11 protein-coding genes and 1 pseudogene are annotated in these 15,237 nt (G+C 67.9%); 4 read left to right on the forward strand and 8 right to left on the reverse strand.

Features of this window, described 5'->3' with window-relative positions; translation table 11 throughout:
- Nucleotides 1-39: 39 nt before the first annotated feature.
- From WMF44_RS37685 to WMF44_RS37720, 8 genes and pseudogenes are all read right to left on the reverse strand, one after another.
- Nucleotides 40-2,892, reverse strand: coding sequence for a type VI secretion system Vgr family protein (locus WMF44_RS37685; RefSeq protein ID WP_437294879.1), 2,853 nt, complete (start codon nt 2,890-2,892; stop codon nt 40-42).
- Nucleotides 2,893-2,913: 21 nt separating this feature from the next.
- Nucleotides 2,914-5,226 carry a type VI secretion system Vgr family protein gene (locus WMF44_RS37690; protein WP_437294880.1) on the reverse strand — a complete coding sequence of 771 codons (2,313 nt, stop codon included), beginning with the start codon at nt 5,224-5,226 and terminating at the stop codon, nt 2,914-2,916.
- Between the two features lie 14 nt (nt 5,227-5,240).
- The gene (locus WMF44_RS37695) at nt 5,241-7,559 is read right to left on the reverse strand and encodes a type VI secretion system Vgr family protein (protein ID WP_437294881.1); all 2,319 of its coding nucleotides are present in this window, start codon (nt 7,557-7,559) and stop codon (nt 5,241-5,243) included.
- Between the two features lie 24 nt (nt 7,560-7,583).
- Complete coding sequence (locus tag WMF44_RS37700) at nt 7,584-7,988, reverse strand: DUF4150 domain-containing protein (protein WP_437294882.1); 405 nt, start codon at nt 7,986-7,988, stop codon at nt 7,584-7,586.
- A gap of 5 nt (nt 7,989-7,993) precedes the next feature.
- A complete protein-coding gene (locus tag WMF44_RS37705; RefSeq protein WP_437294883.1) occupies nt 7,994-8,701 on the reverse strand; it encodes a DUF3540 domain-containing protein in 708 nt (235 codons plus the stop codon).
- Nucleotides 8,702-8,727: 26 nt separating this feature from the next.
- Nucleotides 8,728-9,750 carry a pentapeptide repeat-containing protein gene (locus tag WMF44_RS37710; RefSeq protein ID WP_437294884.1) on the reverse strand — a complete coding sequence of 341 codons (1,023 nt, stop codon included), beginning with the start codon at nt 9,748-9,750 and terminating at the stop codon, nt 8,728-8,730.
- Between the two features lie 353 nt (nt 9,751-10,103).
- A pseudogene (locus WMF44_RS37715) lies at nt 10,104-10,226 on the reverse strand (IS3 family transposase); the annotation flags it as partial.
- Nucleotides 10,227-10,232: 6 nt separating this feature from the next.
- Entirely contained in the window at nt 10,233-12,113 is a 1,881-nt protein-coding gene (locus WMF44_RS37720) for a cytochrome c3 family protein (RefSeq protein ID WP_437294885.1), read from the reverse strand.
- Nucleotides 12,114-12,262: 149 nt separating this feature from the next.
- Here WMF44_RS37720 and WMF44_RS37725 point away from each other — a divergent pair, with 149 nt between their 5' ends.
- The 4 genes from WMF44_RS37725 (at nt 12,263) to WMF44_RS37740 (ending at nt 15,212) form a co-directional block, all read left to right on the forward strand.
- Nucleotides 12,263-12,562, forward strand: a complete 300-nt coding sequence (locus tag WMF44_RS37725; RefSeq protein ID WP_437294886.1) for a hypothetical protein — start codon at nt 12,263-12,265, stop codon at nt 12,560-12,562.
- 261 nt (nt 12,563-12,823) lie between these two features.
- The gene (locus tag WMF44_RS37730) at nt 12,824-13,366 is read left to right on the forward strand and encodes a hypothetical protein (protein WP_437294887.1); all 543 of its coding nucleotides are present in this window, start codon (nt 12,824-12,826) and stop codon (nt 13,364-13,366) included.
- Nucleotides 13,363-14,109, forward strand: a complete 747-nt coding sequence (locus WMF44_RS37735; protein ID WP_437294888.1) for a hypothetical protein — start codon at nt 13,363-13,365, stop codon at nt 14,107-14,109. Before WMF44_RS37730 ends, WMF44_RS37735 begins: the two co-directional genes overlap by 4 nt.
- A complete protein-coding gene (locus tag WMF44_RS37740; protein WP_437294889.1) occupies nt 14,106-15,212 on the forward strand; it encodes a hypothetical protein in 1,107 nt (368 codons plus the stop codon). The genes WMF44_RS37735 and WMF44_RS37740 overlap by 4 nt, the downstream gene beginning before the upstream one ends.
- Nucleotides 15,213-15,237 lie beyond the last annotated feature (25 nt).

Genomic DNA, 15,237 nt, shown 5'->3' on the forward strand with positions numbered 1-15,237 from the left:
TCGTCACCTTGTCTGGAGGCGCATCGAGCGCTGGGGACTTCATGAGGGACCAGGACCAGGGCCGCCGGGACCTGGGCCGGGACCGCCGGGGCCGGGACCCGGACCGCCGGGGCCAGGGCCGGGACCGCCGGGGCCTGGGCCCGGACCGCCGGGACCAGGACCCGGACCGCCGGGACCTGGGCCCGGACCGCCGGGGCCTGGGCCGGGACCGCCGGGGCCTGGGCCGGGACCGCCGGGGCCTGGGCCGGGACCGCCGGGGCCTGGGCCGGGACCGCCAGGGCCTGGGCCGGGACCGCCGGGGCCTGGGCCGGGACCGCCGGGGCCTGGGCCGGGACCGCCGGGACCGGGGCCGGGACCGCCAGGGCCTGGGCCGGGACCGCCAGGGCCTGGGCCGGGACCGCCAGGGCCTGGGCCGGGACCGCCAGGGCCTGGGCCGGGACCGCCGGGGCCTGGGCCGGGACCGCCGGGGCCTGGGCCGGGACCGCCGGGGCCTGGGCCGGGACCGCCGGGGCCAGGACCCGGCGCACCGGGGCCGGGGCCGGGACCACCCGGACCAGGGCCGGGGCCGCCCCCTCCGGGGCCCGGACCGCCGCCGGGGCCCGGACCACCACCCACCTGCGTCTGCCCGGACTGCTTGGCCTTCAGCGCGGTCCGACGCGCGAAGAGCACCCCGTAAAGCTTCTCGTCGGCGTCGGCGTTTCGTGCATCGAAGACCTTGCCATCGATCTTCACACCATAGACGGCGGCGTGCACGGCCACGCCCCGGATCCAGTTGATCGTGAGGGATTGCGACATCACGCCGATGCCGACCTTGCAGAGGTAAGCCCACCCGTTCTGCCCGCCGATGCCCTCCCACCAATCGTCCACGGTCATCTGACCGCCCGTCGCGATCAGCTTCACGCCGCCGAGGCCCGTCACGGTCCCTGACGCGGGGGTCACCATCGTGATCCCCGCCGACGCGCTCTTCATATAGGTCGCGGGGGTGGAGACGTTGATGGCGCCGGAGACGCTCTGGACCAGCGAGCCGCCGATCTTCTCCGTCGTGCCGCCCGAAATGGTCTGGGTGCGGCCGCCGTTGATCGTCTCGGTCAGGCCAGTGTTCACGGTGCGCGTCTCGCCGCCGGAGATCGTCTGCTCGAGGCCGCCGTCGATGCTCTGCGTCGAGCCGGCCGAGATGGTCTGTTTCATCCCCGAGTTGATCGTCTCGGTGAACGACCCGAAGACGTGGGTGGTCTGGTTCGAGCTGTAGGTCTCGGTCAGGTCGCCCGTGACGTCCTCGTTCTGGGTGCCGTCCACGGAGAGGTCCCGCTTGCCGCCGGCGTTGTGCAGCCCGTCTCCGCCGGTGGAGAGCACGATGTTGTGATCGCCGAGCCCCTTGTGGGCGCCGAGGTGGAAGAACGTGCTCTCGGGCGGCGTCGAGACGTCGATATACTGCTCGCCCTCGCGATCCTCGATCTCGATCCGGCTCAGGCTGCCGGTCTGCACGACGTTCCGCGTAGGGTTTCGCGAGGTGACCGTGCTCGGGGTCGTCAGCGCGGGCGCGGCGCCCACGATGTAGGGCCGGTCGGGGTCGCCGTGGACGAAGGCCACGAGCACCTCGGTGCCCTTCCGGAGGGGGAAGTGGTACCCTTCAGGCGCGCCGCCGTGGGGCTGCGCCATCCGCAGCCAGGCCGACGCCTTCCCGGCCGGGTTCTTGGCCTCGTCGAACAGGAGGCGCACGCGGTAGCGCCCCTCGGCGTCGATCTGCGCGTAAGGGCTCTCGGCTTCCCCGTCCACCACCGCGCTCTCGACCCCGCGCACCGCCGGCCACGGCGTGCGCCGCTCGGGCCTGTACCGCACGTCGCCGGGCTGCGTCTCCACGGTGACGTGGTAGCCGTCGTCGTCGGCCGGGAGGCCCAGGTAGCGAGACAGCGCGGGATCGGCCCCGTACTCCCTGCCCACGTGGACGATCCGGCAGATCTGGTACTTCTGGTTGAGGTTGTCGCGCGGATGATCCACGAGATCGAAGCAGAGCCCCGCGTGGAGCCCGCCCACCCGGCCGCGCCCGTGGAAGCGGACCTGGGCCGTGCGCTGCGCCTCCGCGCGTACGGAGGCGAGGCGGTCGGCCTCCTCCTGATCGTACAGGTTGTCCTCGAACCGGACCAGCCGCTCGAACCCGACGGCGACGTTCGACTGCGTGGCGCGGATGTCGAGCGCCGGCTTGAGGTAGTCGTAGTCGCCGAACTCGACGTCCGCGGTCACGCCGGCGTGCACGCGGCGCCACGTGATCATGCGCTCGCCGGCCGAGACGTCATCGAAACCGCTCGGGTAATAGCGGACTCTCCCCGCGGGCGCGTCGTCGTGCCGGCGGGATCCGTCGCAGATGACGAGCTTGTCGCCCCCGTCCTCCTGCAGGAAATAGTAATAGATTCCCTCCCGCTCCATCCAGCGGTGCAAGAAGTCGAGATCGCTCTCCTGGTACTGGCAGACGTGCTTCCGCGGGGCGTAGGCCGCGCCGAGCCGAAGCTCGTACGACGAGATCTCGTTCTCCCGGAGGATGGCCTCGATGATGTCGGGCACCGACTTGTCGACGAAGACACGGCTGTGGTGCCCGAAGGAGAGCGCGTGGAGCTTCGGGGCCAGGGTGAGGCGGTAGACCCGGTGATCATCGCGGGCGAGCAGCAGTGCGACCTCGAACAAGAGCCCATGGAGCACACCGTCGCCGTACATGAGCTTGCCGGGCTCGCCCAGGGCTCCGTCGAGGTCGGAGGGCTCGACCGTCTGCTCCGGAGCAGGCTCGACCATCACGCAAAGGCTGTAGGGGCGGCCGAGCTCCTCCTCGCACGAGAACCAGAGGACGCGATACGGCCCGCCCGGGAGGGCGTCACAGACGAAGCGGAAGTCGGTTTTCATGGTCCCCTCCCCTCCATCGCCTCAGAGGAAGGTCACGAACCCGAGCACGAAGGTGGCCCCAAAGACCGTGCCGATCTTCGCCCCCGACTTCAACTGAATGCCGTTGTTCTGGAGCACGAGCCCTGCGCCCTCGAACTTCCTCCACACCCTGTCGAGCCGCGCGCCGGTGGCGGCGGCCGCGATGGCGGCGATGTTGATGTTGATGGCGTTCGGCCGGAACAGGATGTTGTAGGTCTTGGTGTCTTTGTTCGCGACCGCGAAGAAGAAGTTGTCGATGTTCGTCTGGCCTCCGGGGGCGTTCATGAGCCAGGAGTTCGCCAGCATGTTCATGGGCCCGTCCGTCTTCAGGGTGAAGCCGCCGTCGGCCTTCACCGTGTACATCCCGCCGCTCATGACCACGGCGCCGCCGGTGATGGTCTGGGACTGAGCCCCGTTGATCGACTCGGTCGTCCCGCCGTTGATGGTCTGCGTGCGCCCGCCGTTGATGGTCTCGGTGACGCCGCCGGACGCTGTGCGCTTCTCTCCCCCCTGGATTGACTGCTTGAGCCCGCCGGTGATGGTCTGGTTCAGCCCGGCGTGGATGGTCTGCGTGGCGCCGGCGTCGATGGTCTCCTGGAACGCGGCGGAGACGTGGGTGGACTGGTTTGCGTGGTACGCCTCGGTCAGCTTCCCCTTCACGTCCTCGTTCTGATCGCCGCCGATGGTGATGTCGCGGTTGCCCCCGGTGTGGATCAGGCCGTCGCCGCTCGTGGAGAGCACGACGTTGTGGTCGCCGAGGCCCGCGTGCGCGCCGAGGTGGAGGAACGTCTCCTCGGGAGGGGTCGAGACGTCGATGTACTGCTGTCCGTCGCGATCCTCGATCTCGAGGCGGCTTTTGCCGCCGGTCTCGATGACGTTCTGGGTGTTGTTGGCGCGCGTCACGGGGGAGGGCGTGAGCCTGTTGGGGACGGCGCCGGCGATCACCGGGCGATCCGGATCGCCGCCGATGAACGTCACGAGCACCTCCGTCCCCTTGCGGAGGGGCAGGTGCCAACCCTCCTGTTTGCCCCCGTGCGGCTGGATCATCCGGATGCGCGTCGAGGCCTTGCCCGCGGGCGACGCGTTCTCGTCCATCATCAGCTTGACGAGGTAGCGGCCGTGCTCGTCGATCTGCGCATAGCGGTCGCTGCCCGGCCCGTCGACCATGCCGAGCTCGAGGCCGGCCCGAGGCCAAGGGGTGATACGCGGCAGGCGGAACTGCACGTCCGATTCGATCGCCTCGACCTCGATCCGGAGAGCTTCCCCCGCGAGCGCCGCCGTCTCTTCCGGCTGGAAGAAGGAGATCAGCCGACCATCCCGTTCGCCGATCTGACCGAGGCGCCGGAGGCGCACGGCGAGGTACGCTCGATTGAGCGCGAAGGTCGGGTGACGGTCGATCTCGAACGTGAAGCCCGCGTGGAGGAGCAGCACCCGGCCCGCGCCCAGGTAGCGCCGGCGCCGGCTCTTCTCCAGCTCGGCGCGCAGACCGGCGACGCGGGCGGCCCCGCCCTGATCCAGCTCGTTCGGCGCCCACCTCCGGACCTTCGCCGAGAGCCCCGGCGCGACGGGCTCGGAGGCGCCGATCGTCGCGTCGGGCGTGAGGTAGTTGTAGTCGGCCTCCCCCACCTCGGCGGGCAGCGCCCGCTGCGAGGCGCAGAAGAAGCCGAGGTGCCGCGTCGCCGAGACGTCGGCCCCGATCGTCGGATGGTAGGGGATCGGGTGATCGCTGCTCGGCTCGTGGTCCGCGGCCGAGTCGCAGAACGTGAGCTTGCTCCCCTGGTGCTTGTGATCGAAGAAGTAGTAGATCCCCTCGCGCTCCAGCCATCGCTGGATGAAATCGAGATCGCTCTCCTGGTACTGGCAGACGTGCTCACGCTTCGGGTACGACTTGCGGAGCTTGAGCGCGTAGGTGCTCGCCGCGATGCCCGCCTTCTCCAGCACCTCCCCGAGGATGTCCGGGAAGGCCTTGTCGACGAAGACGCGGTTGTGGGCCGAGCGCCGCAGGAACCACAGCGCGGGGACGAGGCGGAGCCGGAAGACGGGGCTCGGGGCGTCCTCGAGCAGCTCGACCTCCGCGATCTGCCCGGCGATCTCCGTCACGCCGGCGTCCGCGACGCCCCCCGTCCCGTCCGAGCCGAGCGCGAGCGTGCAGGGCTCGCCGAGCAGGCCCTCCGGGCTCAGGTCGAGGCTGTCGTCGGCCTCCAGGTGGAAGCAGACGTCGTACTCGAAGCAGCGCCCGAGTTCCTCGTCGCCGCGCAGCGCGAGCACGCGGGGTCGGCCGGGGATGGCATCACAGGAGAGGGTAAAGAGATCCATTCACAGCCTCCGCCCTAGCCGCCCCACGCGTGGAACCCGCCCTTGTGCTGGGAGAACGCGTGGCTCGACACGCCGATCCCGTCCGTGGTCAGCATGGCGAGGGCCGTCGACCTGATGTGGTTGGAGATGGTGTGCTTGAGAGCGAACACATCGGCCTTGACGCCGATGAGCTCGACGTACAGCCCCATGGCGTCGATCTTGTGCCCGGTGATGGTGAGCTGCTTCTCGAAGAAGACCCTGTACTCGCCTCCGGCGAGCTGGAATTCGCTGTCGAGGCGCCGCTGCCCACCCGGGGCGAGGAGGTTGAAGCCGCCGGTCGCGATCATGGTCATGCTCGCGGGCGTCGAGACCTCGAAGCCCCCGGCGGCGGTGATGAAGTAACCCGCGGGGGTCGAGATGGTGGCGCCCCCCGAGATCGTCTGGGTCAGGTCGCCGGAGATCGTCTCCACCGACGATCCCGTGATCGTCTGGGTCCGGCCGCCCGAGAGCGTCTCCTGCTGACCCCCGTCGACGGTGCGCAGCTCGCCGCCGGAGATCGTCTGCTGGACGCCGCCGTCGATGGTCTGCGTGGAGCCGGCGTGGATGGTCTGCGTCGCGCCGCCGTCGATGGTCTCCGTGAGCGAGCCGTCGACCGTCGTCTCCTGATCGGCGTGGTAGCTCTCGTTGACGTTGCCCTTCACGGACTCGTTCTGCTTGCCGCCGACCGTGATGTCACGCGTGCCGCCGGTGTGCATCGAGGTATCGCCGCTCGTCGAGAGGACGTAGTTGTGCGAGCCCAGGCCGGCGTGCGCGCCCAGGTGGAGGAAGGTCTTCTCCGGCGGCGTGGAGATGTCGACGTACTCGGAGCCTTGCTTGTCCTCGATCTCGATGCGGCTCAGGCCGCCGGTCTGCATCACGTTCTGCGAGTGGTTGGCCTGGACCACCGGGCTCGGCGTCGTCTTGTTCGGCGTCACCCCGACGATCACGGGCTGGTCTGGATCGCCTCGCAGGAAGCCGACCTGCACCTCGGTGGCCTTGCGCAGCGGCAGGTGCATGCCCTCGGGATTGCCCGCGTGCGGCTGGAGCATGCGCAGGCGTGTGGAGGCGGCGCCGTCGGGCAACCCGCTCTCGTCGAGCAGGAGCCGCACGAGGTAGCGCCCGTGCCCGTCGAGCTGGGCGAACTCCGACTCGGCGCTCCCGTCGATGCGCGCCCGCACCGTGCCGGAGATCCGAGGCCAGGGCGTCAGCGACGGCGGGGTCCAGTGCTGGCTCGCGTCGACCAGCTTGACCTCGCACTCGTACGGCGGGCGATCGGAGGAGATGGTCTCGCCTCCGCCGGCACGAACGGGGCCGCCAGCCACGCGGGCCTCGCTGCCCCTGTGGACGATCTCCGTCACCAGATAAGCCTTGTTGAGCTCGCCGCGCGGGTGCTCCACGAGGTCGAATACGAACCCGGGCATGAGCCCGAACACGCGCCCCCTGGCCTGGCAAGTGGTGCGCCCGGCAAGGTATTCTAGCGCGCGCGTCTTGGCGTGGCTCTCCGACCGCTCGGGCCGGTCTTCGTTGACCTTGAAGAAGTGGACGTCCCCTCCCACGCTCGCCGGGGTGGCGTCCGCAGACCCCGTGACCGCGAGCTGGGGGTGGAGCGGATCGTAATCGGTGACGGTGACCCTCCGGGGCGTCACCTCGTGGCGCCACCGGAAGGTCCGCAGCGCCTCCCCCGCACTGACGTCGTCCTCGCTCTGCGGCACGAACCTCACCGGCTCCGTGCGAGCCTCCGAGTGGCTCGACTTGCTGTCGGTGAGGATCAGCTTCTCTCCGCCGTCGCCCTGCTCGAAGAAGTAGTACGCGCCCACGCGCTCGAGCCACCGGGTCAGGAAGACGAGACGGCTCTCGCGGATCTGGCACACGTGCGGGAGCGCCGGGTACTTGCCGGTCAGGCGCAGCTCGAAGTCGCTGGAGGAGAGCCCGCCATCCTGGAGCGTCTTCTCGAGGATGTCGGGGAGCGCCATGTCGATGAACACCCGGCTGTGCTCGCCCAGCGAGAGGCCCCACAGCTTCGGCACGAGGTCGAGCCGGAAAATCGAGTGCTGCGCCAGATCCTCGACGAGCTCGAAGGCGGCCACCGTGCCCGAGTAGGTGCCGTGGGGAGCGCCCGGGCGGTCGTGATGGATGGTGAGCTTGGCCCTCTGGCCCGTGGCAGCGTCGAGTCCGAGCTCGAGGCCATCGGCCAGGGGTACGGAGATCCGGATCTGGAACCGGTAAGGTCGGTTCAGCGCCTCGTGGCCGTCGAACGCGACCACCATCGCGCTCCCGGGGAGGAACCCTGCCGAGATCTCATAGAGTCGGGGCATGACGGTGCCTCCAGGGCAGGGAGCCTACGGGGCGAGCAAGAGGACCATCACCTGGCTGGGGACCGCTCGCATGCCCGGGCAGTTGGTGTTGTTCTGGATACCAACGCTCGTGAGCCGGGTCGCCGGCTGGCCGCCCACGAGGACCGTGAACGCGGCGGTGACGTGCCGGTTGGGCCCCATGACGGTGCCCGACGCGACGCCGGTGGCAACGCCCGCGTTGTCGCCGTTCGACATCGCGGTGGAGCTCGACATGTTGTGCGCGGGGGCGTACATGAAGAGCACGTTGGGCACGGGCTTCGTCACCGTGGGCCCCATGCCAACGTTGGGATAGGGGATGGGCACGGGCGCAGGCGCCGGGGGCGCGGGCGTCAGGCACACGTCGGGAAAGCCCATGTCTACTCCCATCATCTGCGTGTTGGCGAAACACATGGTCGTTACCCGACGTGGACCTGCGCGGCGTCGAACTTCACGAGCTGCTCCGCCGTGGTGACGGCGTTCTCCCCGTGGATGTGGACGAGGTTCTCGGCCCGACGGTCGATGTTCTTCGCCTCCACCCGGTCGAGCTCGTCGGTCCGGCGCAGGAAGTTGACGGCCCGCTGGTAGATCCTCCCGGCGATCGTGTCGAACGTCTCGGCGACCACCCGCACCTTCTTCGTCTTCGTCGTGATGGAGTGCCCGACCAGATCGAGGAGCGAGGAGAAGGCCACTCTCACCTCCGCCGCGTCGACCTCAACCGCGCCGACGTGCACCCCGAGCGCCTCGGGCGATGCGAGGTCGACGCCCTCCTTGGCGAGGACGCGGAGCCGGCCGTTGGGCACGCTCAGGGACACGTCCCGGTCGAAGACCAGCTTGGTCTCGCCGGCGTGACCGCGCCGGAGGACGGCGAGCACGTACGCCTCGTCCCGCGAGCCCACGACGAGCACGCGATCCCCGGGCGCCGGGGAGACGATGCAGGAAGGGGCGATCTCGGTGTCTCGCTCGCCCGTCGACGTCGCCACCCGCACCCTCTGCCCGGCGCGGGCCAGCACGGTGCCGAGATCCGTGGTCACGTCCGGCTCGGTGGGGAAGAGCGCCCGCGCGGATCGCGCGGTGGGCAAGACATGCACGGGGGAGCTCTCCACAGTTCCGGCTGCGATGACCATGGTCGTTCCTCTTGCTTGCGAGAAGCCTAAAGCGAAGGGGTGAAGTTCTCGGCCCGCGCGCGCTCTTCGTCGGTTCCGAGCGCCACGGCGCGCGTGGGGATGGTGGCGCCGGCATCCTTGACGCCGTGCAGGATGGCGCGAAACATCTTCGCTCGCATGAAATTCGCGTTCTCGAGGTTCGACCCCGAGAGATCGGCGTAGGTCACGTCAGCGCCCGCGAAGGAGCCGCCGCGCGCATTGATGCCCCGGAGCGCCGCTTCACGGAGCCGGGCCCCCGAGAAGTCGGCCCGCGAGACGTTCGCGCCGTCGAAGAGCGCCTGTTCGAGGGAGGTGCCGCGAAAGCTCGCACCCTCGGCGTTGGCTTCGATGAACATGGCGCGCGCGCAACTCGCCTCGTCCAGCCTGGCACCGGAGAGGTTGGCCCCCTTGAAGTTCGCCTGGACGAGCTGCGCCCGCTCCAGGATCGCTCCGGAGAAGTCCGACTCCTGGAGCTGGCAGAGCTCGAAGACGAACCCTGCGAGGTTCATCCCATGAAACCCGCACTTGTTGAGGACAGCCATCTCGAGGCGCAGGCCATCGATGGCAATCGTCCGGAAGTCGACGTCGGAGACGAAGGTGCGCTTCAGGACGGCTCCCCGGAGGTCCATCCCGTCCATCGGAGCCTCGGAGATGATCGTCCGATCGATGGCCGACCGCGCGAACGAGGCGCCGGACAGGTCGCTCCTGAAGACCGTCAGCATGAGGATAGGCGTCTCGTCGAAGCGGGCCCCCCGCGCCAGGCTCTCCGTGAGCTTGGTGAGCTGGACGTTGGCCCCGACGAACGAGGCACCCGACAGATCGCACTTGTGGAAGGCGGTATGGTGACAATCGGCGCCCGCGAGGACGGCATCGCGGAGGTCGCACTCGATGAACACGGCCTCCTTGAGCCTTGCCCCGTTCAGGCGGGCACGAGCCAGGTTGCACTTCGAGAAGAGGCCGCCCGAGAGATCGACGCCCGAGTAATCCTGGTCTGCGAGGTCCAGCCCATCGCAGAACTCACCCGAACGCACGCGAGCTGCCAGATCTGCCCCATGCACACACCGAGCCCTATCAGCTTCGTGCGTGCGCGTCAAGGTCACCCCCTGCCCCGCGATCGTCGTCCTGTAGAGCGACGCGCTATCTATGATTCCTCTCCGAAATCTGCCTCAAGGTCATACCCTGACAATGATCGTGTACGCTCGATCGTCCTCACCCACGAAGATCGCGGCGATTTCAATGTGGCGCGCCTCGCCGCCGCGGCGTAAGTCGTCCGAATACCTCGACCTGTCCTGCCGGACAGGTGAACGAGACCTGCCGCTCCAGGATCTGAATCGCCACCGCCTGTTCGGTCCTCTAGTACTAGAGTCGCACCTCGACATCGATTCAGCGTCGCGAAGAAGCTTTCGGCCACGGCGTTGTCCCAGCAGTCGCCAGCGCGGCTCATGCTCGGGATGAGCCCATGCGACCCGAGCGCTCCGCGGTAGTCGTCGCTGGCGTAGGGGCTACCGCTTACTCAGGGCGAGGGGCGGCCCCGAGGGGCCGGCGCGGCCTTCAGCCAGAGCGCGGCCGCCGCGGCGATGGCGTCGCGCTCCCCGTCGAGGTCGATCGCGAGCGGCCGCCCCGCGGCCGCGGCCATCCCGTGCCCGACGACGTAGCGCGCCAGCGGGTAGTCGTGGGTGAGCATGCCCGCGACCTTGGGGAGGGCCGGCGCGCCGATGCGCTCCAGCAGGGTCACCGCGGCGACCACCTGCTCGTGCGGGTGGCCGCGCGCGATCGTGGCCTCGAGGGCGTTCACCTGGAGGTCGGGCCCGTAGAGCGCCCGCAGCGCCTCCGCGCGGTAGCGCTTGCCCCACCACCGCTCCATGTCGCCGATCAGGCTCGCGACGCTCCGGTCCGCGTGGCACAGCGCGCACTCGATCGGGCGGTCGCCCTCGACGCGCGCGCGATCGGTCGGCGAGCCGACGCGGTGGTAGCGCGTGAGCTCGTAGGCGAGGCCGAGGTTCTTGCGGGGCATGTGGCACGCGAGGCACGCGCTGCCGGCGCTGTCCGGCGGGTGGTGCGTGTGCGCCTGCAGCGCCGCCCCGCCCTGGTAGGCGGCGTGGCAGCGGACGCACGTCGCGTTGCCCGCCACGGTCCCCATCCGCTGGAGCGCGCCGCGGTCGTCCTCGGCGTGCGGGTCGTGGCAGTCCGCGCAGCTCATCGCGTTAGCGCAGCCGCCCAGCAGGAAATCGCGCGCCTCGCCCGAGTTGATCGAGCTCCCCCCGGCATCTCCGTTGCGGCGGCCGCCCTCCCAGGTGTACGGGTACACCGAGAGGAGCACGCTGTGGCAGCGCGCGCAGGCGCGGTTCAGCGCGGCCGCGCGCGTCGATGCCCGGCCCTCGGGCTCCCGCACCGCGACGAGCTGGCTTTGTACCTCGAAGCTCGGCCGGCGGGTCCAGTCGCGGGCGTGCTCGGCGCAGCCGTTGTGGCACGACTCGCACCCGATCCCGATCTCGATCAGATCGCCCTCGTCCACGTGCCGCAGCGACGCCTTGCGCGCCGCCTCGATGAGCGCGGGCAGCGGCTCGTCGTCCGGGGTCCCGCGCCGCGGGGCCGCGCCCTGGACGTGCCCGATCTCGTCCTCCAGCGCCCTCCGCAGCCCGTCCGGATCGGTCACGTCCAGCGTCCACCGGCGCGAGGCCGGCAGGAGCCGGTCCGGCACCGCCCCCTGGTAGGGCGCGCGCCGGTCGAGGAGGTCGTCGTAGAGGCTGGCGAGGTACGGCGCGGTGTTGTGGCAGTAGATGCACGTCTGCCGCCACGATGTGCCCGGCCGGAGCTCGCTCCGCTCCGGGACCATGACGGAGTAGCCCTTGTACCGCCACGTCTTCTCGGAGATCAGCCACGACACCGGCATGACCGGCTCGGCGCGCGGATCGCCCGCTGGGCGATCGTGAGGGCCCACGCCGGTCACCTCGACGCCGACGTAATCCTCCCGGTAGCGCCCGCCGATGACCTTGGTGATGCGAAAGATCTGCTCCCCGCGCGACGCCCTGGCGAGCCGGATGTACCGCTGGCCGCCGTGCGTCTCCATGGTGGCCGTGTCGCCCTTGAACGAGAAGGTCGCACCGTCGAAGGGCGCCTGGATTTCCTGCGGGCCCGCGCTCCGCGTCATCCGGTGCATCGGCGACCGGCGCCACGCCTCGTGGATTTCCGCGTGGCACGCCGCGCACGCCGCGGAGCCTGCGTAGTCTCGCCGCAGCAGGTTGCTCGCCTGCGCCGAGGGCTGGGGCGACGCCGAGGGCGGAGGCGACGGCGAGCGCTGAGGGCCGGGCGAGAGCGCGGCCGCGCACCCGGCGAGCGAAAGCGCGCCGGCGAGCGCCCACGTCCAGCGGCCGGCGGAGAGGTCGAGATCCACGGTGCCAGTCCAGTACTACAGCCGCACGTCGGCGCCCACCGAACGAGGTGGGCGCCACCGGTGCGCGGACGAGCCAGTCAGGAAGGGCTCCGAGAATCTTGACTTTGCGAAACGCGTTTGATTGTCCTATCCGCTAAAGGATAAGTTTTATGGCGTTGAAAATCTCAGCCGACGAAGACGGAATTTTCTTGTTTGATCGTGTAGTGAAACATTTACAATCGTCTTATGGATATTCACTCGAAGATGCAGAGCGTCTGGTAAGCGGATACTACGAAAAATTTACAGACCAAAACTATTGTAACAAATACGATATCACGGCTCAAACGATGGATTTCTTTGGCCACATAGAATCGAGAGGGATGGCTGATAGAGTTCATTTTTATGAAGGCTTGAAGCATGAGCCTGATGAGGCGGCGTTCATCGAATGGCAGCAAAAGAATGGGATGTGATTTAAAGTGTGTGTGTGGGCGGCCCGGGGCGCGTGGCCGGTAGCGCCCTCTCGCGGCGGCGCGGGCGGGCAGCCGGCGCCAGTAGGCCGACACGCGCTGGAGCCGCGCAGGTCGCTGCGCGCTGGCGCACGCCCTGGACGGTACGACCCACGTCCGTGGCGGTGTCCTCGTCTAGATTCCCTTTGACGCCGATCCTGTGATGAGAAGAATGGCTCGCGTCGCCACGCTGCCCGCGTGTTTCGGACGGCCGTGAGGGAGACGATGAGGACGACAGACCGGCAGATCTCAGCGTCGGCAGTGTTCGGTCTCCTGCTCAGTGTCGTCGTTCCGACGCAGGCAGACGCATCCGAGCTGAGCGCCGGAATCAGCTTCGGGGGGATCCAGGCCGGCACCGTGACGCGCCTGGCGGTGAGTCCGCACGCGGGAATATCGTGGCGCATCAACGGCGACATCATTTTAAACGTCCACGATCTGCTCAGCATTATTCCCCCAGTCCAGATAGGCGGGGCCGGTGCCTACAATAGCACCATTGCCGCTCTCGGATATGGTTGGAAGAATGGCAATTTCAGCGCTGGACCATCCGTTGCGATCTACTTCATGCCGGCTTGCGGAAGCACATTGTGTGGGCACGTCGCCGGGATGGGGGTAGGCGCGCATGCGCAGACCAACGCGTACGTTGCAGGACCCCTCGGCGTGTCGGTGAGCGCCAATGTGGACTGGGTCGGCGGGAACAGCCTCGTGCTCCCAGGTTACGTGTCCGTGCTTGTCGTCGTCGGTCCCGTGCTTCGATGGAGTATAAAATGAACGCGAAGTTAATACTGTTTCCGATTCTGGCTGTCGCCATCTACACGCTGGCGGCCTGCAACTTGACGGTAGGAGACTGCTATCCCCGCGAGGAGTGGGTGAAGGGCGAAGGTGCAGGTGGACCGGTCGGGCCGTCCGTTCCTGTCTATACCTCCGTCGCGTCGGGGGACTTCGGGGCGGAGCCGCCGAGCGGGCCGGAGTACGGCAGCGAGCGCAAGCTCCAGTGCAACAGAACGGACGACGAGGACGAGGACGAGGACGAGGACGAGGACGAGGACGAACGCCCGAGCGACAGCTCGGAGACGCCGACAGCTAGCCCGACGAGCCCGCCAGATCCCTGCCAGCAGAGCGGCACTCCGACCATGGGGTGCACAGGCAAAAAACTGATCGACCCGCGGGCTTTCGATTTTGTTACCATCGTTGCCTACGATGGGGCAGTCGCGGGTGGTTGGCAGGAGGCAAAGGCATATCTGTTCTTCGGCCACAATCAAGAGGGCGACGATGCGTGCATGGTTCACATTGGGATGCCATTAAAAAGCGTGGTTTGGGGGAAGATCTCGGCGGAGAGGGCGGCCACCATCAGCGCTGATGTGGCGAATTGGTCAGCGGATGAAGTATACAATAAGGATGACGGCGAGAACCTCCCTCCTGGCATATTCTGTAGGACGTTCAAGGCTAGAATAACAGAGCAATTTGAGAGCGATTTTTACAAGCCCCTCGGTGCCAGACTCCAGAATCCATGAAACACAGCCTTGCCGAACTACTGGATATTGTCTACCGATACTACCCCCGTGGGGTTGGAATCACCGACGATGTCGACGAACAGCTCCGCAACAAGACCGAAGAGCACGCCCGGCTAGTGGCCGCGCGGATCCAGGCTTCAAAGGACGAGCGCTGGCACGCCATGCGGCGTCGGATCGGAGAATGCTTCCCCGGCATGCTCACGGATCAGTCGCTACATCTCCACAGCGGCGGCTGCGATGGTTGCTATTCCTTCACGATCAATCTGCCACAGTCTGCCGGCCGAACGCTCTCGTTTGAAGTGAGCTTTCTGGCTCCTTACTACATCATCCACAGTCCGCGCACGATCGAAATAGTGAAGGAGCTAAGGGACTCTTTCACGGTCTCCTTTCGGGGTATGCTATTCATTGTGTCTCGAAGCCCGCTCGATCCCTGGCTCATCTCGAACCCGGACCATGAAAGCCCAAGGACCGTCACCATAACCCGGCGATACGTCACCTTCGATCTGTCGCCTGACGAGCAGCCGTACGCGGACTGGATCGCCCACGAGATCGAAGCAACGTTTGGTTGCGAGCGCATGCCGCCAGAGGTCGGAACCGTACTCGTGCCGGAGGTGGCGACGAACCTGCGGATTCCAGGGAAAGTCAGGCTATACGACTGCCTGTTTTCGGATCGCTACACATGGGTGAAGCCATCGCCGTCCGAAGTGCCGGCACCTCGCGCAAAGGTCGATGAGAGCAGCCTTACAGATCGGTTTGTTGCGGTGCTTACTGTGCTCCGGGCGCATCACCAGATTGGATGGACTCTCAGGTGGCCTGCGATGGTTAGAAGATTGCCGGAGTCAGAACGACAGTCGGCGGCGTTTTTTTTGTCAGCGTCGACGGATGGCTTTCTGCACAAGGAAAAGATGCTGGAGGAGCTTGCGCGCATGCGCCCGCACGACGAATCGCCGGAGACTCTCCCCGCCATGGCTGCCAAGCGTGAGCTCGAAGCGCTGGTCGCTTCGTGGGACGGTGAAGGCGAGCCGCCGGCCTCCATGGTCGCTTGGGCCTCCAGCTTCCTGGATAGCTGGCTCGTGGACTCGGATTCCGAAGCTCCCTCGTAGCCGTCGTGGAGCTCTGCGCCGTCCT

Source organism: Sorangium sp. So ce426 (assembly GCF_051475585.1).
Taxonomy (GTDB): Bacteria; Myxococcota_A; Polyangia; order Polyangiales; family Polyangiaceae; genus Sorangium; species Sorangium cellulosum_B.